At 73.8% G+C, this 21,161-nt stretch carries 26 protein-coding genes; 25 read left to right on the top strand and 1 reads right to left on the bottom strand.

What is annotated here, in order from left to right:
* The first annotated feature begins 80 nt into the window (after window positions 1-80).
* The 14 genes from fliD to AFE02nite_RS11870 all read left to right on the top strand — a co-directional run bounded on the left by fliD (window position 81) and on the right by AFE02nite_RS11870 (window position 11,478).
* Window positions 81-1,475 carry a flagellar filament capping protein FliD gene (gene fliD / locus AFE02nite_RS11935; RefSeq protein ID WP_034249642.1) on the top strand — a complete coding sequence of 465 codons (1,395 nt, stop codon included), beginning with the start codon at window positions 81-83 and terminating at the stop codon, window positions 1,473-1,475.
* Between the two features lie 21 nt (window positions 1,476-1,496).
* The gene (gene fliS, locus AFE02nite_RS11930; RefSeq protein WP_146819716.1) at window positions 1,497-1,958 is read left to right on the top strand and encodes a flagellar export chaperone FliS; all 462 of its coding nucleotides are present in this window, start codon (window positions 1,497-1,499) and stop codon (window positions 1,956-1,958) included.
* Between the two features lie 7 nt (window positions 1,959-1,965).
* A complete protein-coding gene (locus tag AFE02nite_RS11925) occupies window positions 1,966-2,307 on the top strand; it encodes a hypothetical protein (protein ID WP_146819715.1) in 342 nt (113 codons plus the stop codon).
* Window positions 2,308-2,470: 163 nt separating this feature from the next.
* On the top strand, window positions 2,471-2,812 hold the full coding sequence (locus AFE02nite_RS11920) for a flagellar basal body rod protein FlgB (protein ID WP_034248906.1): 342 nt from the start codon (window positions 2,471-2,473) through the stop codon (window positions 2,810-2,812).
* On the top strand, window positions 2,809-3,201 hold the full coding sequence (locus AFE02nite_RS11915) for a flagellar basal body rod protein FlgC (RefSeq protein ID WP_034248905.1): 393 nt from the start codon (window positions 2,809-2,811) through the stop codon (window positions 3,199-3,201). The genes AFE02nite_RS11920 and AFE02nite_RS11915 overlap by 4 nt, the downstream gene beginning before the upstream one ends.
* A complete protein-coding gene (locus AFE02nite_RS11910) occupies window positions 3,201-3,566 on the top strand; it encodes a flagellar hook-basal body complex protein FliE (RefSeq protein WP_052114040.1) in 366 nt (121 codons plus the stop codon). Before AFE02nite_RS11915 ends, AFE02nite_RS11910 begins: the two co-directional genes overlap by 1 nt.
* Window positions 3,566-5,149, top strand: a complete 1,584-nt coding sequence (gene fliF, locus AFE02nite_RS11905; protein WP_146819714.1) for a flagellar basal-body MS-ring/collar protein FliF — start codon at window positions 3,566-3,568, stop codon at window positions 5,147-5,149. Before AFE02nite_RS11910 ends, fliF begins: the two co-directional genes overlap by 1 nt.
* Window positions 5,149-6,159, top strand: a complete 1,011-nt coding sequence (gene fliG, locus AFE02nite_RS11900) for a flagellar motor switch protein FliG (RefSeq protein WP_186814552.1) — start codon at window positions 5,149-5,151, stop codon at window positions 6,157-6,159. Before fliF ends, fliG begins: the two co-directional genes overlap by 1 nt.
* The gene (locus tag AFE02nite_RS11895) at window positions 6,149-6,751 is read left to right on the top strand and encodes a FliH/SctL family protein (protein ID WP_186814551.1); all 603 of its coding nucleotides are present in this window, start codon (window positions 6,149-6,151) and stop codon (window positions 6,749-6,751) included. The genes fliG and AFE02nite_RS11895 overlap by 11 nt, the downstream gene beginning before the upstream one ends.
* Entirely contained in the window at window positions 6,748-8,100 is a 1,353-nt protein-coding gene (locus tag AFE02nite_RS11890) for a FliI/YscN family ATPase (protein ID WP_307726050.1), read from the top strand. The genes AFE02nite_RS11895 and AFE02nite_RS11890 overlap by 4 nt, the downstream gene beginning before the upstream one ends.
* Window positions 8,097-8,513 carry a flagellar FliJ family protein gene (locus tag AFE02nite_RS11885; protein WP_034249491.1) on the top strand — a complete coding sequence of 139 codons (417 nt, stop codon included), beginning with the start codon at window positions 8,097-8,099 and terminating at the stop codon, window positions 8,511-8,513. The genes AFE02nite_RS11890 and AFE02nite_RS11885 overlap by 4 nt, the downstream gene beginning before the upstream one ends.
* Window positions 8,510-9,784: a flagellar hook-length control protein FliK gene (locus AFE02nite_RS11880; protein ID WP_146819712.1), complete on the top strand. Its 1,275-nt coding sequence runs from the start codon at window positions 8,510-8,512 to the stop codon at window positions 9,782-9,784. Before AFE02nite_RS11885 ends, AFE02nite_RS11880 begins: the two co-directional genes overlap by 4 nt.
* Before the next feature lie 11 nt (window positions 9,785-9,795).
* Window positions 9,796-10,275: a flagellar hook assembly protein FlgD gene (locus AFE02nite_RS11875; protein WP_034247851.1), complete on the top strand. Its 480-nt coding sequence runs from the start codon at window positions 9,796-9,798 to the stop codon at window positions 10,273-10,275.
* A 27-nt stretch (window positions 10,276-10,302) separates the two neighbouring features.
* Complete coding sequence (locus AFE02nite_RS11870) at window positions 10,303-11,478, top strand: flagellar hook protein FlgE (RefSeq protein ID WP_034247852.1); 1,176 nt, start codon at window positions 10,303-10,305, stop codon at window positions 11,476-11,478.
* Window positions 11,479-11,563: 85 nt separating this feature from the next.
* On the opposite strand, the gene AFE02nite_RS11865 is transcribed toward AFE02nite_RS11870, so the two are convergent.
* Window positions 11,564-12,838, bottom strand: coding sequence for a PKD domain-containing protein (locus AFE02nite_RS11865; protein WP_146819711.1), 1,275 nt, complete (start codon window positions 12,836-12,838; stop codon window positions 11,564-11,566).
* A gap of 239 nt (window positions 12,839-13,077) precedes the next feature.
* On the opposite strand from AFE02nite_RS11865, the gene AFE02nite_RS11860 reads away from it, so the two are divergent.
* From AFE02nite_RS11860 to AFE02nite_RS11810, 11 genes are all read left to right on the top strand, one after another.
* Window positions 13,078-13,374, top strand: coding sequence for a flagellar FlbD family protein (locus tag AFE02nite_RS11860; protein WP_052113919.1), 297 nt, complete (start codon window positions 13,078-13,080; stop codon window positions 13,372-13,374).
* Window positions 13,374-14,141 carry a motility protein A gene (locus tag AFE02nite_RS11855; protein ID WP_034247854.1) on the top strand — a complete coding sequence of 256 codons (768 nt, stop codon included), beginning with the start codon at window positions 13,374-13,376 and terminating at the stop codon, window positions 14,139-14,141. Before AFE02nite_RS11860 ends, AFE02nite_RS11855 begins: the two co-directional genes overlap by 1 nt.
* A complete protein-coding gene (locus AFE02nite_RS11850; protein ID WP_034247855.1) occupies window positions 14,138-15,037 on the top strand; it encodes a flagellar motor protein MotB in 900 nt (299 codons plus the stop codon). The genes AFE02nite_RS11855 and AFE02nite_RS11850 overlap by 4 nt, the downstream gene beginning before the upstream one ends.
* A 64-nt stretch (window positions 15,038-15,101) precedes the next feature.
* A complete protein-coding gene (locus AFE02nite_RS11845) occupies window positions 15,102-15,617 on the top strand; it encodes a flagellar basal body-associated FliL family protein (protein WP_034247858.1) in 516 nt (171 codons plus the stop codon).
* 213 nt (window positions 15,618-15,830) lie between these two features.
* The gene (locus AFE02nite_RS11840; protein WP_052113920.1) at window positions 15,831-16,751 is read left to right on the top strand and encodes a flagellar motor switch protein FliM; all 921 of its coding nucleotides are present in this window, start codon (window positions 15,831-15,833) and stop codon (window positions 16,749-16,751) included.
* A complete protein-coding gene (gene fliN / locus AFE02nite_RS11835; protein WP_261765596.1) occupies window positions 16,751-17,476 on the top strand; it encodes a flagellar motor switch protein FliN in 726 nt (241 codons plus the stop codon). The genes AFE02nite_RS11840 and fliN overlap by 1 nt, the downstream gene beginning before the upstream one ends.
* Window position 17,477: 1 nt before the next feature.
* A complete protein-coding gene (locus AFE02nite_RS11830) occupies window positions 17,478-18,011 on the top strand; it encodes a FliO/MopB family protein (protein ID WP_146819708.1) in 534 nt (177 codons plus the stop codon).
* Between the two features lie 194 nt (window positions 18,012-18,205).
* Window positions 18,206-18,949, top strand: a complete 744-nt coding sequence (gene fliP, locus AFE02nite_RS11825) for a flagellar type III secretion system pore protein FliP (protein ID WP_052113979.1) — start codon at window positions 18,206-18,208, stop codon at window positions 18,947-18,949.
* A complete protein-coding gene (fliQ, locus tag AFE02nite_RS11820) occupies window positions 18,949-19,221 on the top strand; it encodes a flagellar biosynthesis protein FliQ (RefSeq protein ID WP_034248343.1) in 273 nt (90 codons plus the stop codon). Before fliP ends, fliQ begins: the two co-directional genes overlap by 1 nt.
* A gap of 43 nt (window positions 19,222-19,264) precedes the next feature.
* Window positions 19,265-20,008 carry a flagellar biosynthetic protein FliR gene (locus tag AFE02nite_RS11815; RefSeq protein WP_052113980.1) on the top strand — a complete coding sequence of 248 codons (744 nt, stop codon included), beginning with the start codon at window positions 19,265-19,267 and terminating at the stop codon, window positions 20,006-20,008.
* Window positions 20,005-21,111, top strand: a complete 1,107-nt coding sequence (locus AFE02nite_RS11810; RefSeq protein WP_034248345.1) for an EscU/YscU/HrcU family type III secretion system export apparatus switch protein — start codon at window positions 20,005-20,007, stop codon at window positions 21,109-21,111. The genes AFE02nite_RS11815 and AFE02nite_RS11810 overlap by 4 nt, the downstream gene beginning before the upstream one ends.
* Window positions 21,112-21,161: the final 50 nt, after the last annotated feature.

The following is a 21,161-nucleotide window of genomic DNA, read 5'->3' as shown; positions in this document are numbered from 1 at the left end:
GGCGGGACGTCAACCGTCACCGCCGCCGGCCGCGGCACCACCGACAGCAGTACCCAGCAGGGGGGAAGGAGAGCGGTACCGTGGCAACACTCGGCATTGACGGCCTGGTCAGCGGTCTCGACACCACCACCCTGATCAACCAGCTCATGCAGATCGAGGCGGGCCCGCAGACCCAGCTCAAGGCGAAGCAGTCGACCACCAAGAGCTTCGTCAGCGCCCTGCAGTCCCTCAACGTCAGGGTCGCCTCGCTTGCGGAGATGGCCGCGAAGGTGGCCAAGCCCGAGTCGTGGCAGGCGTGGAAGGCCACCTCGTCGTCGACGAGCGTGACGGCCTCCGCCTCCGGCTCCGCGCAGGCGGGTTCCCTCAGCTTCACCGTCGACTCGGTCGCGAGCACCCAGGTCACGCTCACCGACGTCGTCGCCGACGACGGCGCGCTCGCCGGCATCCCGCCGCAGATCACCGTCCGCACCGGCGCGGGCGCTCTGGTCACCATCCAGCCCACCAGTGGCAGCCTCGCCGACGTGACCAAGGCGCTCAACGACGCCGCCGACGTCGGGGTCAAGGCGACGGTCGTCCGCGTGACCAACGGCGAGACGCCGCTGTACCGCATCCAGTTCACCGGCACGACGACCGGCGAGACCGACGGCGCCTTCGAGGTGTTCCGCGGCGACGCGGCCGCGGTCGAGGTCGGCACGGCCACGCGGATCGACACGGCGACGGTCCGCGCGTCGAGCGACGCACAGCTCACCCTGTGGAAGGGCACCGACGCGCAGCAGGTCTACACGCAGCCGTCGAACACCTTCACTGGCCTCATGACGGGCGTCGACGTCACAGTCTCCAAGGTCACCGCCGCGGACGAGGCCCCGACGACGATCACCGTCGCCCAGGACACGGACGCCCTCAAGAAGCTCGGCTCCGACCTCGTCAACTCGCTCAACGTGGTCCTGTCGGAGATCGCCTCGCGCTCCGCGGTGACGACCACCACCAACAGCGACGGCACGACGAGCGTCAAGGGCGGGCTCTTCACCGGCGAGACAGCGGTCCGCGCCATCCAGCAGCAGCTGAGCGAGGCGGCGTCGTACCCGGTCGACGGGTTCTCGCCCTCCGTCGCGGGCATCACCCTGAAGAAGGACGGCACGTTCACGTTCGACGAGGCCGCCTTCACGAAGGCCTTCGCCGACGACCCCGCGAAGGTGCAGACGGTCCTCGCGGGCGTCGCCGAACGGGTCGCCGAGGTCGCGACGGACGTCTCCGACAAGTACGAGGGCAGCCTGACCCTGAAGATCCAGGGGCAGGAGGGCCTGGTCAAGGACATGGGCACCCGGATCGAGGACTGGGACCGCCGCCTCGCCGTCCGCAAGGAGGGCCTGCAGCGCACCTACGCCGCGCTCGAGGTCACGATGTCGAACCTGACCTCGCAGTCCAACTGGCTCGCCGGCCAGCTTGAGACGCTCAACGCCAACTGGTCATCCTGAGCCCAGGGACGGGATAAAGAGATGAACTACGCCGCCGGTCGCACCCGCTACGTGGACGACTCGATCAGCACGGCCAGCCCGGCCAAGCTGCTGACCATGCTCTACGACCGCCTGGTGCTGGACCTCCAGCGGGCCGAGGCCGAGCAGCAGGTCGGCGACCGCGTCGCCGCCAGCGCGCACCTGGTGCACGCGCAGGAGATCGTCCACGAGCTCGCCGCGACCCTCGACGTCGACGCCTGGGACGGCGCCGCGCGCCTCATGAGCGTCTACATGTTCCTCATCACCGAGCTCGTCGGCGCCAACATCAGCGGCGACGCCGACCGCACGGCCGCCTGCCGCGAGCTGGTCGAGCCGCTGCGCGACGCCTGGCACCAGGCCGCCCGCGAGGTCGCCGCCGCCACGCCGCTCGAGATGGCTGCCGCGCCCGTGCGTGCGTTCGGCACCGGCGTCGCGGCGTCGTCGGGCACGGTCTGGGAGGGCTGAGCCCACCATGACCAGCCCTGTCGCCCGCGTGACCGGCCCCGCCGTGGGCTGGGACGCCGCCTGGGAGGCGGCGCTCGCGGCGCTCGAGCTCGACGTCGCCGAGGTGGAGCACGCGCTCGCGCTGCGCGAGATCGCGCTCGACCCGCCCGACCCGTGGACCCCGCCCGTGGGCCTCGGCCCGCTGCCGATGGCGCTCGCCGACCGCGCCCGCGCGCTCCTGGACCGCCAGATCGAGGTGAGCCGCCGCGTGGCCGAGGCCGCCGCGCTCGCCCGCCGGCACGCGCGCGCCGCCCAGGGCATGCGCTCCGCGCCCGAGGCCTCCCCGGTCTACCTGGACACGCCCGCCTGACGCCCGCCGGCGCCCGCCGGATGACCCGAGTGGGTGAAGCGGACGCCAGTTCCCGGAGAACCTCTCACACGCCTCACGGCACGGCCGATGGGCAGCCTGAGCACGGACCGCTCGCACCCCGGCCACGGATTCGGCCACCGCCCGCGTGACAGGGGACCGGACCGTGTTCGACTCCGTGAGCTTCGTGGCGATGAACAGCGCCCTCGACGGTCTGTCGATGCGTCAGCGCGTCATCGCCGACAACGTGGCCAACCTCCAGACCCCCGGCTACCAGGCCAAGCGCGTCTCCTTCGAGGCCCAGCTGGCCGACGCCGTCCGCCAGGGCACGGGTGCCGCGCGCGCCTCGGTGGCCCGCTCGCTCGAGCCGACCCGCGAGGACGGCAACAACGTCAACCTCGACACCGAGACGCTCCTCAACATCGAGACGAACCTGCGCTACCAGCTCGCGACGCAGGCCATCGACGGCACGTTCAGCAAGCTGCGCACCGCGATGAGGACCTCATGAGCATCTTCGGCGCCATCGGGGTGGCCGGTACCGGCATGACCGTGTACCGCAAGTGGCTCGACGCCATCTCGGACAACATGTCCAACCTCAACACCGTCCGGCGCACGGACGAGGACGCGTTCCAGACGCGCTACGTCGTCGCCAAGCCCATCGAGGGCGGCGGCACGCAGGTCGCCGGCATCGCGCTCGGCAGCGCCGAGGGCCGCCTGGTCTACGAGCCCGACAACCCCCTGGCCGACGAGGGCGGGTACGTGAAGTACCCGGACATCGACATGTCCAGCCAGATGACACAGATGATCATGGCCCAGCGCGGCTACCAGGCGAACGCCGCGGTCGTCGACCGGGCCACCGCCGCCTACCAGGCGGCCCTCCAGATCGGTCGCAGCTGATGAGCATCTCCCCGATCGCAGGCATCGCCGGCTTCGGCGGCGTCCCCGGCGCCTCCGCCGTCAACGCCCTCTCCGGCCTCGGCGGCGTCACCGGCGCCGCGGGCACGACGCCGGCCGGTGCCACGGGCGCGACCGGCGCCTTCTCCCTGACGAGCTTCGCCGACGCGCCCGCGGCCGTCGACTCGCTGCAGGCCCTGCAGTCCAACGCGACAGCGCTGGGCATCAAGGCCGTCACCGGTGACCTCGACGACGTGCACGACTACACGATCGCCTCCAGCCAGGCGAGCGTCGCGCTCGAGCTCACCGTCGCCATGCGCAACAAGGCCGTCGAGGCGTTCACCGAGATCATGAGGATGCAGGCCTGATGGCAGCTCAGCTCAACGGACTGCTCGGTCGCCTCCAGGCGACCCTCCGCCAGTTCAACCTCGCGCAGAAGACCCTGGGCCTCATCGGCATCGCCGTCCTCGTGCTGGGCGGCCTCGCGCTCTCCTCCTGGCTGAGCAAGCCGACGATGAGCCCGCTGTTCGCGAACCTGTCCAGCGCCGACGCGAGCGCCATCGTCGACCACCTCGAGTCCGCGGGCGTCGCCTACGAGCTCACCGACGGCGGCAGCACGATCCTCGTGCCCGCCGACAAGATGTACGCGATGCGGCTCGAGGTCGCCGCGGCGGGCCTGCCCACCGCGTCGGAGGGCGGCTACTCGCTGCTCGACGACATGGGCATGACCTCCTCGGACTTCCAGCAGCAGGTCACCTACCAGCGGGCGCTCGAGGGCGAGCTCGCGCGGACCATCGGCGCGATCAACGGCGTCGAGGCCGCGACCGTCAAGCTCGCGCTGCCCGAGGACAGCGTCTTCGTCGACGAGACCCCGGACCCGACGGCGTCGGTGTTCATCCGGACCACCCCCGGCACCACGATGGACGCCACCAAGGTGCAGTCGATCGTGCACCTGGTCTCGGCCGGCATCGAGGGCATGGACCCGGCCGACGTCGCGGTCATCGACGCGGACGGCCAGGTGCTGTCGGCGGTCGGCGGCAGCGCGGCCGACGGCCTGCGCGACGGGCAGACCGGCGAGTACGAGTCGCGCGTCCAGGCGGGCGTCCAGGCGATGCTCGACAAGCTCGTCGGTCCCGGCAACGCCGTCGTGAGCGTGACGGCCGAGCTCGACTTCGACCAGACGGTCCGCACCACCGAGACCGTCGAGACCGACCCCGACCTGCCGCCGCTGTCCTCCTCGACGACCACCGAGGAGTACACGGGCACGGGCAACGCCGACGGCGGCGTGCTCGGCCCCGACAACATCGCGGTCCCGGTCGACGGCAACGGCGGCGGCTCGTACAACAGCGAGTCCACGACCGTGAACAACCCCTACGACACGGTCACCGAGCAGCTCACGACGGCGCCCGGCGGCGTCCGCCGCCAGTCGGTCTCCGTCGTCGTGTCCGACGACGCCGGCGCCGGCCTCGACCTCGCCGACCTCGAGACCGCCGTCGCCGCAGCCGCCGGGGTGGACACCGAGCGCGGCGACGTCGTCTCCGTGACCCGGATGGCCTTCGACACGACCACCGCCGAGCAGGCGCAGGAGGCGATCGCGCAGGCCGAGGAGCAGGCCAAGGCCGCCGAGACGATGGGCCTCGTCAAGCAGGGCGCGGTCGCGCTCGCCATCATCATCGGGATCGCGGTGCTCGCGTTCCTCGTCGCCCGGCGCAACAAGCGGGCGCGGCGCGAGGCGCTCGACCTCGGGGTGCTCCAGCTGCTCGAGGCCCGCAAGACCGAGGCGCTCGAGGGCGAGACCCTCGAGGTCCCCGCCCTGCCGGCCGCCGCGCGGCAGGCCGCCGTCCGCAACGAGCTCGAGGCCCGCCGTGAGGACGTCCTCGCGCTCGCCGCCGAGCAACCGGCCGAGGTGGCCGAGGTGCTGCGCAGCTGGCTCGTGGGTGGTCGGCGCTGATGGCCGGCACCGCGATGCTCACCGGCACGCAGAAGGCCGCGCTGCTGCTCATCCAGCTCGGCAAGGACCAGGCCGCGCGCGTCATGTCCCAGATGGACGAGGCCGAGATCGAGGAGCTCACCACCGAGATCGCGCGCCTGGACCGCGTGAACCCCGAGGTCGCCCAGGCGGTCCTCGACGAGTTCTACGAGACGTCCATCGGGGGCAGCGGCGGCGCCGGCGGCCTCGGCTTCGCGCAGAAGGTGCTCGAGGCGTCCCTCGGGCGCGAGCGCGCCGCGGGCATGATGGAGCGCCTGGCGAGCTCCCTGCAGGGCCAGCCCTTCGAGTTCCTCCAGCACGCCGACGCGCGGCAGGTCGTCTCGCTGCTGTCCGGCGAGCACCCGCAGACCATCGCGCTGGTGCTGGCGCACCTGCGCCCCGACCACGCGTCGGCCATCATCACCGGCCTGCCGCCCGCCGTGGCCGGCGACGTCGCGCACCGCATCGCGCTCATGGAGCGCGCCTCGCCCGACGTCGTCGCCGTGGTCGCGGAGAACCTGCAGCGCAAGGCGTCCGCGGTGCTCACGCCGCAGGAGATGGCGGCGGTCGGCGGCGTCCAGCCCCTCGTCGACATCATCAACCGCACGGACCCGTCCACCGAGAAGATCATCCTCGAGAGCCTCGAGGCCCGGGACACCTCCCTCGCCGAGGAGGTGCGCAGCCGGATGTTCGTCTTCTCCGACATCGTGCTGCTCGAGGAGCGGGCCATCCAGCTCGTGCTCCGCGGCGTCGAGACGAGCACCCTGGCCACCGCCCTCAAGGGCGTCGAGGGCGACGTGCGCGAGAAGATCACGCGCAACCTGTCCGAGCGTGCGCGCGAGAACCTCGACGAGGAGATGGACCTGCTCGGGCCCGTGCGCCTGTCGCTGGTCGAGGATGCCCGCGCCACCGTCGTGCAGGTCATCCGGCGCCTGGAGGAGTCCGGCCAGATCGTCATCCGGCGCGAGGGCGAGGACGAGTATGTCGCCTGACGCCCGCGCCGCCACGCGGTTCACCCCCGCGCCGATCTCCGTCGACCACCGCGTCGACGGCGAGCGCGCCGGGTACGCCGCGGGCTGGGTCGCGGGCGCGCGCGCCGCTGCGGAGGCGGCGGCCGAGGCCGAGGTCCGACGCGCGGAGGACGCCCGTCGGGCCCAGGCCGCACGCGACGACCAGGTGGCCGCCGCCGTGGAGGTGCTCGCGCAGGCCGCCGCCCGGCTCGCGTCGCGGGCGGCCGCCGACGAGGCGCACCTGCGCGGCGTGCTGCAGGCCGCGGCGCTCGAGCTCGCCGAGGCGGTGCTGCGCCGCGAGCTGCGGACCGGGCCGGAGTCGGCGCGCGAGCTCCTGGCCCGCGCACTGGCGATGACCGACGGCGCACCGGGCGCCGTCCTGCACGTGCACCCGGCGGACGCGCGGCTCGTCGCCGAGGCGGGCGCGGTGCTGCCCGACGGCGTCACGCTCGTCGGCGACCCGCGGCTCGCGCCGGGCGACGTCGTCGTCGAGGACGCTACCGGTGCTCTGGACGGCCGGATCCGCACGGCGCTCGAGCGGGCGCGCGCGGCGCTCGGCGAGGACCTGTCGTGAGCACCGCCGGCACGCTCGTGCGCGACGCCCGCTGGGAGCGGGCGCTCGCGGTGGCCGCCCCGGAGCGGGTGGGCTCGGTCAGCGCCGTCGTCGGCCTGTCGATCGACGTCGCGGGCATCGAGGGCGCGGTCGGCGACCTCGTCCGCATCGGCGGTCCGGACCTGGCCGGCGGCTCGACGGACCCCGTGGCCGCCGAGGTCGTCGCGGCCACCCCGACCGTGCTGCGCTGCATGCCGCTCGGCCGCGTCGACGGCCTGCGCGTGGGCCTGCCCGTGCGCGCGACCGGTCGGCCGCTCACCGTGCCGACCGGCGACGGGCTGCTCGGGCGGGTGCTCGACGGTCTCGGCCGGCCCGCCGACGGGCGCGGCCCCCTCGGCGACGGTGCGCGCGTCCCGGTCACCGGCTCGGCGCCCGACGCGCTCGCCCGCGCCCGCGTCGCGCTGCCGCTCACGCTCGGCGTGCGCGCGCTCGACACGATGGCGACCGTCGGCCGCGGCCAGCGCATCGGCCTGTTCGCGGGCTCGGGCGTCGGCAAGTCCAGCCTGCTCTCGATGGTCGCGCGCGGCACCGAGGCCGAGGTCTCCGTCATCGCGCTCGTGGGCGAGCGCGGCCGCGAGGTCCGCGAGTTCCTCGAGGACGACCTGGGCCCCGAGGGCCTCGCGCGGTCGGTCGTCGTGGTCGCGACGTCCGACGAGCCGCCGCTGGTCCGCCTGCGCGCCGCGTTCGTCGCCACCCGGATCGCCGAGTCGTTCCGCGACCAGGGCCGCGACGTCGTCCTCATGATGGACTCGCTCACCCGCGTGGCCATGGCCCAGCGCGAGATCGGCCTCTCCGTGGGCGAGCCGCCGGCGACGCGCGGCTACCCGCCGTCGACGTTCTCGCTGCTCGCGCAGCTGCTCGAGCGCGCCGGCACGGCCGCACGCGGCTCGGTCACCGGCATCTACACGGTCCTGGTGGACGGCGACGACCACAACGAGCCCATCGCCGACGCCGCCCGCTCCATCCTCGACGGCCACGTCGTCCTGTCCCGCGACCTCGCGGTCGCCGGGCACTTCCCGAGCATCGACGTCCTCGGCTCCGTCTCCCGTGTCGCGTCCCGCGTGACGACGCCCGCGCAGCAGGCCGCCGCCGTCGGGCTGCGCCGCGTGCTCGCCGCCCGCCGTCGCGCGCAGGACCTGCTCGACGTCGGCGCGTACGCCGCGGGCAGCAACCCGCTGGTCGACGCGGCCGTCGCGCACTCGGACGAGATCGACGCGTTCCTGCGCCAGCCCATGGACGAGGTCGCCGCGGCGCCCGCGTCGTGGGCGGCGCTCGAGGCGCTCGTGGCCCGGATGGGGGTGTCCCGATGACCGGCTTCCGGCTGACCGGCCTGCACCGGCTGCGCCGACTCGAGGAGGAGCGCGCCGCCGCGGCCCTCGCGCAGGCGAACGCCGAGCGCGCGGCCGCCCGCCGGCGTCGCGACGAGCACGCCCAGAACCTCGCCTCCACGTCCCTCGACGAGCACGACTTCGCGGTCGCCGTCGCGGGCCGCGCCGCGCTCTTCGGCCTGTACTCCGAGTCGACCGCGTACCTGACGCTCATGACCCAGCGGGCGGAGCAGGCGGGCGTCGAGTGGAGCGGTGCGCGCACCGCCGTCCGCATGATCGACAAGCTCGCCGAGCGGCACGCCGCCACCGAGGAGACCGAGGCGCTGCGCGCCGAGCAGCTCCTCCTCGACGAGACCGCCATCCGCCAGGCCCTGACCACCGAGGGGGACCGATGACGACCCTGATCGTCCTGCCCACGCCACCCGCCCCGCGCGCCCCGGCGCCGGCGTCGGGCGACGCCGACCCGATGACCGACGCGGGCCGCTTCGCCGCCCTCCTCGACGCGGCCATGGCCACGGGCACCGACGGCGCCCCCGCCGACGCCTCGTCCGCCACCCCGGACGGCTCCGCCACCCCGGACGGCGGGACCCTCCTCACCCTGGTCCCCACGCTCCCCGACGCGGACACCGACGCCGCCACCGACGCCGACGCCGTCACCACTCCCGACGCCGCGGTCACGCCCGTGGACGGCCTCGCCCTCCTCCTCGCCTCCGGCGCGGGCCTGGCGGCCGCCGTCCCGCCCGGGGCTCGTTCGTCGCCCATGCCCGAGCCGAACCCCGACGGCGCCCCCCAGGCCCACGCCTCCGCCCCGACCGCCACCTCCGCCATCGCCACCCTGGGAGACGTCCCCACCCCGACAGCCACGGTCGCCGCACCCCAGCCCTCCTCCCAGCCGGGCACGGGCGCGACCGCCGCCGCTGCCCCCGCCCCGGGCGAGACGCCAGCCGAAGCCCCCGCCGCGCAGTCCGCCGAGAAGGCGACCGCCGACCAAGGCGACGTTGCTACGGAGGCGGCGCGGCCGGGCGAGGTGGCCGGGAGTGGCTTCGGGCATGCGGAGCGAAGCGGAGCGGGCGGGACGGCCCGCCCGACGGCGGCGCCGGAGGCGACCGCCGCAGTAGACGCGACCACCACCCCAGCCGCACCCGCGATGACAGCGGCAGACCGCACCTCGACCACCACCGCGACGACCGCGACCGAACCCGCGCGCCCCGTCGCCGCGCAGGTCCTCGAGCAGCTCGACGCGCGCTGGCCCGCGGTGCGCGCCGCCGGCCCCGGGACGCACGTGCTGACCATGCGGCTCGAGCCGGAGCACTTCGGCCCGCTGCGCGTCGTCGCGCACATCGGCTCCGAGGGCGTGCGGATCGAGCTCCTCGGCGCGACCGACGCCGCCCGCGACGCGCTCCGCGCCGCTCTGCCCGACCTCAAGCGCGACCTGGTCGGCGTCGGGCTGAGCGCAGACCTCGACCTCGGCTCCCGGCAGGGCCAGCAGCCGGCCCGGGCCGACGGCGGTGCCTCCGGGGACGCCGGGGCGCGCGGCGACGACCGGGGCGACCGGCCGGCGTCGGGCGACCGCGGCTCGCGGGCCGCCGAGCGTGCGACCGAGGGCGTGCCGCCCGCCCATTCCACGGCGACCGCCCGGCGCGGCCGTCTCGACCTGACCGTCTGAGAGGAACGCCGATGACGGAAGTCAGCGCGGTCTCCGCGACGAGCCTGTTCACCACGGGCACGACGTCGGCGACGCCCAAGAAGGAGATGGACAAGGAGGTCTTCCTCGCCCTCCTCGTGGCGCAGATGCGCTACCAGGACCCGACGGCACCCATGGACACCACCGAGATGATGGCGCAGTCCACGCAGATGGCGTCGATGGAGCAGCTCACCGCCGTCGCCGACGTCACGCGCGAGAGCTTCGGGCTGCAGATGCGCGTCGCGGCGAGCGCGATGCTCGGCCAGGAGGTCTCCTACACCGACGCCGACGGCGAGGTGCAGACCGGCACGGTCACCGGGGTGGACTTCTCCGGCGCGGTGCCGAAGGTCAAGGTCGGCGACGCCGACGTGCCTCTCGACGCGATCTCCGCTGTTCGTACCCCGCGGCCCACGGACGGGTCCGCCACCACCACGCCCACGGACGGGTCCTCCTCCTCCTCGACCACGGCCTGACGCCGTCACCACGAAGGGATCCGTCCAATGCTGCGCTCTCTGTTCTCCGGCATCTCCGGCCTCCGGGCCCACCAGACGATGCTCGACGTCACCGGCAATAACATCGCCAACGTCAACACCACCGGCTTCAAGGCCTCGCAGACCCAGTTCCAGGACACCCTGTCCCAGGTGCTCACCAACGCGGGTGCCGCGCAGGACGGCGTCGGCGGCACCAACCCGGCCCAGGTGGGCCTGGGCGTGCGGGTGGCCGGCATCACGACGAACTTCCAGCAGGGCGCGGCCCAGCTGACGAACCGGTCGACGGACATGATGATCTCCGGCGACGGCTTCTTCGTGGTCCGCAAGGGCACCGAGCAGCTGTACACGCGGGCCGGCGCCTTCGACTTCGACGCCACCGGCCAGCTGGTCACGCCGGACGGCGGCCTGGTGCAGGGCTGGGCGGCGGACGCCGCGGGCAACATCGACACCAACGGTCAGCTCGTCGACCTGCGCCTGCCGATCGCGACGCTCATGGGGGCCGCGGCCACCACGAGCGCGACCTTCGAGGGCAACCTGCCGTCGGAGGCCGCCGTCGGTACGACGCTCAACCGCGACGTCGACGTGTACGCGGCCGACGGCACGGTGAGCACCCTGGCGCTGGCCTTCACGCGGACGGCGGCGGGCTGGGACGTCTCGGGCGCCATCGGGGCGACGAACGCGACCGGCTCGATGACCTTCAACGCGGACGGCACGCAGGCCACCGGCGGCTCGCTGACCGTCGGCGGCGTGACGGTCGACCTGTCGACGATCACCGGCTTCGCCGGCCTGGACACCGTCGAGGCGTCGACGCAGAACGGCCGCGCGGCGGGCACGCTGCAGTCGTTCACGATCAACGCGGACGGCACGCTGCTCGGCTCGTTCAGCAACGGCCTCAAGCAGGCGCTGGGCCGGGTCGCCCTGTCGACCTTCACGAACCCCGCGGGCATGGAGAAGGCGGGCGGCTCGCTCTACCGGACCACCGTGAACTCCGGCGACGCGCAGATCGGCGCGGCGGGCACGGGCGGCCGCGGTGACCTCACGGGTGGCGCGCTCGAGATGTCGAACGTCGACCTGTCGGCCGAGTTCACGAACCTGATCATCGCCCAGCGCGGCTTCCAGGCCAACAGCCGGGTCATCACCACGTCCGACGAGCTGCTCCAGGAGCTGGTGAACCTCAAGCGCTGACGACGCTCCGAGGAGGGCTCGTGCCCGGGTCTGACCGCCCGGCACGAGCCCTCCTCGGCGTCTGCGCGCCTGCGGAGGGGGACCGCTACCGCGCGGACGGCTGCGGCCGGCGGAGCCCACGTCCCGCCGCGAGGAGGAGCCCGCCGAGGGCGAGCGCCGCGGCAGCGAGCCACGCCGTGCCGGGCACGCCGCCGGAGGCGGCCAGGGCGGGGACGACGACGACGTCCGTCACCAGAGGCGCGCTGCGGGCGCCGTCGCGGTCGGTGGCCCAGACGGTGACACGGTAGGTGCCCGCCGCTGCGAACGTGTGGGACACGGGCGGGTCGGCCGGCCCGGTGAGCGTCTGGTCGACGACGCCGTCGCCGGTCCAGTCGATCTCGTAGGTGAAGGTGGCCGCAGCGTCGGCGGCCGATGGGTCGACGGCGCCGACCTTCATCGTGAAGGGCGTGTCGGCGAGGATCTGCCGGGGGAGCGTGACGGTAGCCGTGGGCGCCGTCGCCGTCACCGTCACGGTGCTGGCCGCCGTCTCGACGATGGCGCCGTGGGTGACCTGGAGGCCGACGGGGAGCGGACCGACCGGGCCGTCGCCCAGGCCGAGCGCGGCGAGCGTCGCCGCCGGGACCGTCGGCGTGGCGCCGGTGGCGTCGTCGTAGGCGCCGTCACCGTCGAGGTCCCACGCGTAGGTGGCCGACGCGCTCGCCACCGAGGCGGACGCGTCGAGGGCCAGGGTCGCACCCTCGGCGATCGTGTACGGGCCGCCGGCGTCCGCCGCCACGCCCGCGGTGATGTCGAGCGACCAGCCGGCGAGCGAGCCGGCGTCGGAGCCCCAGCCGTCGACGACGTAGAGGCTCCAGACCCCGTTCGGGTCGGTGCCCTCGAAGACACCGAGATCGGTGCCGGCACTCGGGGGGGCGGGCGCCGGGAACGCGAGCTCCTGGGTGGCGTCCGCGGACGGCAGGTAGGGGCCCGCGCCGAGCGGCCCGCTGGGGCTGAGGGGCGTCGTCGCGGCGGCCGAGAAGGTGACGGTGACGCCGCTGACGTCGGTGCCGCCACCGACGTGTCCCATGAGGAGGGTCGCCTGCCCGCCGGGGCCGACGAGCATCACCCCGAGGTCCGCCGGATAGGTGTGCGTGAGCCCTTCGAGCGTGACGTCGACGCCCAGCACGACGCCGGTGAGCTCGCTGACCGTGATCGTCGACGGGTACGGGGACGCGGCGGTGTTGTCGGGGATCGCGATCGCACCGGACACGGTGGACGCCGCGTCGGCGGGCAGCGCGGCGGCGAGAGTGGCGGCGAGAGCGGCGACCAGCGCGAGGGACGCGCGTCGGGCAGGGACGGACGAGCGGCGGGGGGTGCGCATCGGGATCCTCCGGGGGACGGTTGACCGAACGCTACCGGTCAACCGGGACAACTCGGCATGATCAACAACCATTCCACCTGCGGATACACCCGATCGGCCCACGTCGGCCCCGGATGCGTGCGAGAGGCCCCGCCGCCGTCGATCATGCACGGTCCCTCAACACCGGCCGCCCCTGGCCGATCAGAGACCTGACAGGCCCACGGACGGGCCTTGCCAGTCAGCCAGGGATGGGACCAGCCGTGATCGTCGTGACGCGCCTCAACGGACCGCAGTTCGCGGTCAACCCTGACCTGATCCAGCGCATCGAGACGACGCCGGACACGATCCTCACCCTCATCGACGGCACCAAGTACGTCATCGCCGAGAGCCTCGACGAGGTCACCGACCGGATCATCACCTACCGCGCGAGCGTCGTCGCCCGCACGATGGTCCTGGCCGAGGAGGCCCAGGTCGGCGACACCACGATGGCGGCCGTCACCCAGCTGCGCCCGGCCCCCAGCCGTCCGTCGCTGACGCCGGTGCCGGAGGCCGACTGATGGACCCGGCAACCCTCGGCGGTATCGCGTTCGCCTTCGGGATGGTGCTGCTGAGCATCTTCCTCGAGGGCTCGAGCCCGATGTCGGTCATCATGCCGGCCCCGATGATCCTCGTCATCGGCGGCACCCTCGGCGCGGGCCTGGCCTCCGGCACGCTCAAGGACGCCATCCGGGCGTGGGGCGGGCTCGGCCACTGGTTCACGTTCAAGAAGCCGGACCCCGACGGCACCGTCGAGACGATCGTCGGCCTCGCCGACAAGGCGCGCCGCGAGGGTCTGCTCTCCCTCGAGGAGGCCGCCCGCAGCGTCGACGACGAGTTCCTCAAGTCCGGGCTGCAGGCGGCGATCGACGGCACCGACCCCGACGACCTGCGCACGATGCTCGAGGACCGCATCACCACGAAGCGGTCCCAGGACAAGGTGTCGTCGAAGTACTTCACCGCCATGGGCGGCTACGCCCCGACCATCGGCATCATCGGCACGGTCGTGTCCCTCGTGCACGTGCTGGAGAACCTGAGCGAGCCGTCGGAGATCGGCCACATGATCGCGGGCGCGTTCGTCGCGACCCTGTGGGGCCTGCTCTCGGCGAACCTCCTGTGGCTGCCGATCGGCGCGCGCATCGCCCGGTGCTCGGACCTCGAGGCGCAGCACATGGAGCTGACCGTCGAGGGCCTGCTCGCGATCCAGGCCGGTGCCAACCCGCGCCTCGTCGGGCAGCGCCTGCGGAGCCTGCTGCCGCCCGGTGAGAGCAAGGAGAAGGCCGCATGAGCGCCGGCCGCGGCTCCGGCGGCCACGGCGGGCGGCCGCGCCGCAAGAAGGGCCACCAGGAGGAGGAGCACGAGAACCACGAGCGGTGGGCCGTCAGCTACGCCGACATGATGACCGTGCTCGTCGGCCTGTTCATCGTCCTGTACTCGATCAGCCAGGTGGACCAGGCGAAGTTCGAGGAGCTGCGCGAGTCCCTCGCCATCGGGTTCGGCAACCGGCTGCCCTCCGTCATCGAGGGCAGCAACGGTGCGCTCACGGGCGTCGAGGCCGTCGAGGTCACGCCCGACCTGGCGGCCGACGTCGGCAGCGACGCCGTGCCGCCCGTCGCGCCCGCACCGGAGACGCAGGGCATGACCCAGGAGCAGCTCGACTTCATCGCGGCCGCCGCAGAGCTGAACCACCTCCAGGAGATCGCCCAGCAGGTGACCGGCACCCTCGACGCCCAGGGGCTCGGGGACCGCGTGCGGCTGCGCGTCACCGAGCGGGGCCTCGTCATCGGCATGGTCGCGGACGACGTGTTCTTCGGCGCCGACGCCGCCACCCTCACCGGGACGGCGCTGCGGGTGATCGACTCGGTCTCGCCCGTGCTCGCGCGCGCCACCGAGCAGATCTCGGTGGAGGGCCACGCGAACACGGTGCCGTCCGTGCGCTACCCCACGAACTGGGAGCTGTCGTCGGCGCGCGCCACCGAGGTGCTGCGCCGGATGGTCGACGCCGGCGGGATCCCCGGCAACCGCATCGCGGCCGTCGGGTTCGGCGACCAGCGACCCATCGACGAGGCGGGCGTCGACCCGCTCGAGTCCAACCGCCGCGTCGACGTCGTCGTGCTGAGCGGTGTGCCGGAGGACATCCGCGCGCTGCTCCCGGTCGTCGCCGCGCAGCAGCAGGGCCTGTGACCACTCACGACGCGCGGACCGCGCGCCGGACGAAGCAAGGACGGGAGGAGCCGAGGTGAGCCAGATGACCGAGCAGCGAGTGGTGGCGAGCAAGCCGAAGATCGGCGCACGCCCGACCGCGCCCGCGCCCGCGCCCGAGCCGGCCGACGACGGGAAGAAGAAGGGCGGCAAGACGAAGCTGCTCGTCATCGCCCTGGTGGTGCTCCTGGCGGGCGGGGCCGCGTACTGGTTCCTGCTCAAGCCGGCGCCCCCGGCCGGCGGCGCGGCCGCGGCCGCCGTCGAGGAGCCCGCGCCCGAGCCGGGCTCCGTCGTCGTGGTGGAGCCCATCAGCCTGAACCTCGCGGACGGGCACTACCTGCGGATCGGCATCGGGCTCCAGCTCACGGCCGACGTCGCGGAGGAGCCCGACACCGCGCGCGCGCTCGACCTGGTGGTCGCGCTGTTCTCGCAGCGCCCGGTCGCCGAGGTCACCACCGCGGAGGGCCGCGACGCCCTCAAGGCGGAGCTGCTGCGGCAGCTCGAGGACGCGTACGAGGGCGAGGTGATGGACGTCTACTTCACGGACTACGTGACCCAATAGGACTGGGTCAGCCGGACCGACGCCCCCCGCCCGCACGGCGGGTCCCGCCTCCGGGCGGACGTCGACCCACCGGCCGCCACGGTGCCATGGACGGCACCCCCGCCGTCGTCGCGACGGATGCCCGCCGGGCCAGCCGGCACGCGAGGAACCTCTCGTCGACCTCGCCCACCCACTTTCCCTCATGGCTCCTGCGCGCCTGCCGATGGGCAGCACGTGACAGTCGCGGACCTCCAGGCGCCCAAGCGGCGCAAGCGGTCCGGCGTGCCCGAGACCTACGACTTCCGCCGCCCGATGACGCTCGCGCGCGAGCACGGGCGCGTCCTCGAGATGGCGTTCGAGACCTTCGCCCGCCAGTGGGGCACGCAGCTCACGTCGCGCCTGCGCGTCGTGGCGTCGGTGACGCTCGAGTCGGTCGAGATGAAGTCCTACGACGAGTACGTCGGCGGCCTCCCGGCCATGACGACCATGGTGCTGTGCGGCGTCGAGCCGGGCCGCTCCACCGGCGTCCTGCAGCTCCCGCTCGACATGACGATGGTCTGGATCGACACCATGCTCGGCGGTCCGGGCGTGCCGCTCGACACCGAGCGCGAGCTCACCGAGATCGAGTGGTCCCTCTTCCGCGAGCTGCTGCAGCACGCGGTGCGCGACCTCAGCTACGCCTTCACCTCCGTCGCGCCGCTCGACGTGCAGGTGCGCTCCGTGCAGTACAACCCGCAGTTCGTGCAGGCGGCCGCTGCCTCGGAGCCGGTGATCGTCGCGACCTTCGCGCTCATCGTCTCCGACCGCGAGGCCCTCGCGACCCTGATGGTCCCGGCCGACGTGCTGCTCGCGTCGCTGCGGGCCGGTGAGCACCTCGACAACCGGACGCCGGAGGAGGTGGCCGCGCACCGGGCCGCCCAGGCGCGGGTCACGGAGAACGTGCTCGACGTCCCCGTCGAGGTGGCCGTCCGGTTCGCCCCCCTGACCGTGGCCGCCGACGCCGTCGCGCGCCTCCAGCCCGGCACCGTCATCCCGCTGCGCCACCGCGCCGACGCCCCGCTCAGCGTGGTCGTCGGTGACGTGCCGCTCGCCACCGCCGCCATCGGGACCAGCGGCTCCCGGCTCGCCTGCCTCGTCGTCACCTCGGAGGAATGATGGCCCCCACCACGAACGCCTCGACCGACCTGGCTGTCGCCCAGGCCGCCGCGAGCGAGCTCGCGCGCCTGCTCCCGTCGGTCGTGCCGCTCGTCCCGGTGCCGTTCGACGCCGCGCAGGCGCCGGCCCCCGACGCGGTCGCCGTGCGCGCCTCGTTCGTCGGCGGCGTCAGCGCCGACCTCGTCGTCGTCGCCGACGCGGCCGTCGCCCAGGTGCTCGCGTCCGCGGGCGCCGTCTCGCTCGCGGACGCCATGCGCCCCGCGCTCGAGGCCGCCGCCGCGACGCTCGGGCCTGGCGTCCTCGACGCCGCGGTCGCCGGCTCCCTCGACGGCGACCTCGCCGAGCCGGGCGTCGCGGCCATCGCGCTGGCGCCCGCGCCGGGCGAGGCCCCCCAGGCCTGGTTCGGCCTGCGCACCCGTACGCACACGCCCGTCCCGCAGCAGCGCGACGGCGTCCGGCCCGGCCAGGGCGCCGGGGGCGACCGGGCGGCCCTGCGCCTGCTGCACGACGTCGAGCTCACCCTCACCGCCGAGATCGGCCGGACCCGGCTGCCCGTCCGCCAGGTCCTCGAGCTCGTGCCCGGGACGGTGCTCGAGCTCGACCGCGCGGCCGGCTCGCCCGCCGACGTCATGGTCAACGGCCGGCTCGTCGCGCGCGGCGAGGTCGTCGTCGTCGACGAGGACTACGGCATCCGGATCACCGAGATCGTGGCCAACGAGGCCTGACATGGACACGTCGTCGGCGGTGCTCGTGCTGCGGGTCGCGGTGTCGCTCGCGGCCGTGCTCGGGCTGCTCTGGTGGCTCGCGCGCCGCACGGGCGGCCGCGCCACCGGTGCCGGCGGCAAGGGCGGCCGCGGCCTCCTGCGGCCGCGCACCTCGCTGCAGCTCGCCGTCGTCGGGCGCCAGTCGCTCGGCGGGCGGACGTCCGTGGCCCTCGTGGCCGTCGGCGAGCGCCGCCTGCTGCTGGGCGTCAGCGAGCACGGCGTCACGCTCCTCACGGAGGTCGCGCCCGAGCCCGCCGAGCCGTCGGCCGCGGAGCGCCGGGAGACCCTCGACGCCGCCGAGCTCGAGCGCCTGCTCGAGCAGCCCCTCAGCCCGTCGTCGGGGGAGTCCCTGACGGCTGCCTCCACCCCATCCGCCCCCGCGGCACGGAAGCCCGCGGTCCCCAAGCAGCGCAACCCTCTCGAGGGATCGGTCCTGGACGCCACGACGTGGCGCCAGGCGGTGGTTGCGGTGCAGGAACGGACCACTCGTCGTTGATCGCCACCTCCGCCGGGGCCGACCAGGGCCTCGGTGACCGGCCCGGTCGAGCCTCTCGGGGCGTGCGTCGGGCCCGTGCCCTCGCCGGCGCGCTCGTGCTCGCGGGCGCCGGCCTGCTGCTCGGCGCCGCGCCGGCATCGGCCGCGCCCGCCGTGCCTGCCGCGCAGGTGACGGCGCCGGTCACGACGGCGCAGGTGGCGACGGCGCAGGTGGCGACGGTCGTCGACCCGGCCCCGCCCGTGGCGCCCACGCCGCCGACGGCCCCGACGAACGACCCGACCGTCACCATCGACATCAACGGCGTCAACGGCACCCCGGACAGCTCGGTCGTCGTGCTCCTGGCGATCACGCTGCTCTCGGTCGCGCCGTCGTTGCTGCTGATGATGACGAGCTTCACGAAGATCTTCGTGGTGCTCGCGCTGACCCGGAACGCGCTCGGCCTCACGGGTGTGCCGCCGAACCAGGTGCTCGCCGGAATCAGCCTCTTCATCAGCCTGTTCATCATGGGCCCGGTGCTGGGCGAGGTGAACGAGGTCGGCGTGCAGCCCTACCTCGACGGCGACGTCACGTTCTCCCAGGCGGTCGAGGCGGGTTCGGACCCGCTGCGCGAGTTCATGCTCGGGCAGACCCGCGAGGACGACCTCGCCCTGGTCACCCGGGCCGCCGACCAGCCGAACCCGGAGACCCGGGAGGACGTCGGCATCCTCACCCTCATCCCGGCGTTCCTGCTCTCGGAGCTGCGCAGCGCCTTCATCATCGGCTTCGTCGTGTTCGTGCCGTTCCTCGTCATCGACCTCGTCGTGTCCTCGTCGCTGATGTCGATGGGCATGATGATGCTGCCGCCGGTCATGGTGTCCCTGCCGTTCAAGCTCCTGCTCTTCGTCCTCGTCGACGGCTGGGGCCTGATCGTCACGGCGCTGGTGGGGAGCTACGGCTGATGGACACCAACGCCGTCCTCGACATCGGGCTCGACGCCCTGCTGGTCGCCGCGAAGCTCGCGGCGCCGATCCTCATCACGGCGCTCGTCGTGGGCTTCGGGATCTCGCTGCTCCAGTCGATCACGCAGATCCAGGAGGTCACGCTCAGCTTCGTGCCCAAGGCCCTGGCCGTCGGCATCGCGCTGCTCGTCGCCGGGCACTGGATGATCTCCGAGATCGTCACGTTCACCACCGACCTGTTCGAGCGCATCCCGCAGCTCCTGGGCGGTTGAGGCAGCCGTGATCACCCTTCCCCTGGCCGGCCTCGAGGTGGTGATGCTCGCGGGCGTGCGCATCGCCGCCTTCCTCGTCATCGCGCCGCCCTTCGCGCACCGCGGCATCCCCGGCACGGTCAAGGCGATGCTCGCGACGGCGCTCGGGCTCCTCGTCGCGCCCCGCGCGATCGCGGCCGGCGGCCCGGAGCTCGGGACGACCATCGCGTCCGGCACCGCGCAGTTCCTCGGCGGCGTCGCGCTGCAGGCCGTCATCGGGGCGGGGCTGGGCTTCCTGGTCATGCTGGTCTTCGGCGCCGTGACGTCGGCCGGCAACCTCATCGACCTGTTCGGTGGCTTCCAGCTCGCCCAGGCCTTCGACCCGATGGCGATGAACAACGGTGCCCAGTTCTCCCGGCTGTACCAGACGAGCGCCGTCGTGCTGCTGTTCGCCTCCGGTGGCTACCAGCTGATGATCGCCGGGCTCAGCCGGACGTTCGAGGCGCTGCCGATCGGCACGCCCCTCGACCTCGCGGCCCTCGGCCAGGCCGCCACGACCGGCCTGACGGACATGTTCATCGCGTCGCTGCAGATCGCCGGGCCGCTGATCGCCGTGCTGTTCCTCGCCGACGTCGGGCTCGGCCTGCTCACGCGGGTGGCGCCGGCCCTCAACGCGTTCGCGCTGGGCTTCCCGCTGAAGATCCTGCTCACGATCGTGCTGGGGGTCTCCGCGTACCTCGCCCTGCCCGAGATCGTCGGCGCCCTCACCGGCGACGCCGTCACCACCGTGCTGGAGGTGGCGCGATGAGCGACGGCCAGGACCGCACCGAGAAGGCAACCCCGAAGCGGATGAAGGAGGCGCGCCGCAAGGGGCGCCTGCAGCACTCGCAGGACCTGTCGGCCTGGCTCGGCATCGGCGCCGCCGCGCTCGTGCTGCCCGTCGTGCTGACCGCCGGGGCCAGCGCCGGCCGCGACCAGTTCGCGCTGCTGCGCGACGTCATCGCGAGCCCCGACCCCGAGCAGGCCGTCACCGCGCTGGGCGACGGGCTGGGGTCCATGCTGCCGACGCTCGCGCCGCTGGCCGCCGTCGTCGTGCTCGCCGCCATCGCCGCGACCGCCGTGCAGGGCGGCATCCACCCGTCGACGCACCGGCTCAAGCCCACGTTCAAGCAGTTCAACCTGGCCGCGGGCGTGAAGCGGCTCTTCGGCATGCAGGCCGCGTGGCAGGGCGTGAAGGCGGCGCTGAAGGCGGGCGCCATCGGGCTCGTGCTCTACACGGTGGTGCAGGGCATGGTGCCGCTGCTGCTCGGCTCGGGCACCCACTCGCTGTCGCAGGTGCTCGACACCGTCGCGGGCGGCACCAGCAACCTCATGCGGACGGCCGTCATCGCCGGTCTCGTCCTGGCCGCCGCCGACGTGTTCGTCGTCATGCGCCGCAACCGCAAGCAGACCCGGATGACCAAGCGCGAGGTCCTCGACGAGTACAAGCAGACCGAGGGCGACCCGCTGGTCAAGTCCCAGATCCGGTCCCGCCAGCTCGCGATGAGCCGCAACCGGATGATCGCCGACGTCGCGGGCGCCGACGTCGTGCTCGTCAACCCGACGCACGTCGCCGTCGCGCTGAAGTACACGCCCGGCTCGGGTGCGCCGAAGGTCGTCGCGAAGGGGGCCGGGCACGTCGCGGCGCGGATTCGCGCGAAGGCGACCGAGAAGCACGTCCCGATGGTCGAGGACGTCCCCCTCGCGCGCGCCCTGCACGCCGCGTGCGAGCTCGGGCAGGAGGTGCCGCCGCACCTGTACATGGCGGTGGCCCGCATCCTCGCGTTCGTCATGGCCCTGCGCCGCCGCGGCGCCGCCACCGGCCTGCACCGGCCGCCGGGTGGCCCGACCGAGGTCCCGGTGGCCGCATGAGACGCACCGGCCCGCCGCCCGCCTCGCACCCGTCGCCCCGTCAGTCCCGT

This window comes from Actinotalea fermentans (assembly GCF_007991475.1).
In the GTDB taxonomy this organism is placed as follows: domain Bacteria; phylum Actinomycetota; class Actinomycetes; order Actinomycetales; family Cellulomonadaceae; genus Actinotalea; species Actinotalea fermentans.
The sequence above is the reverse complement of the archived record's forward strand: the minus strand, read 5'-3'. Positions and strand labels throughout refer to the sequence as shown.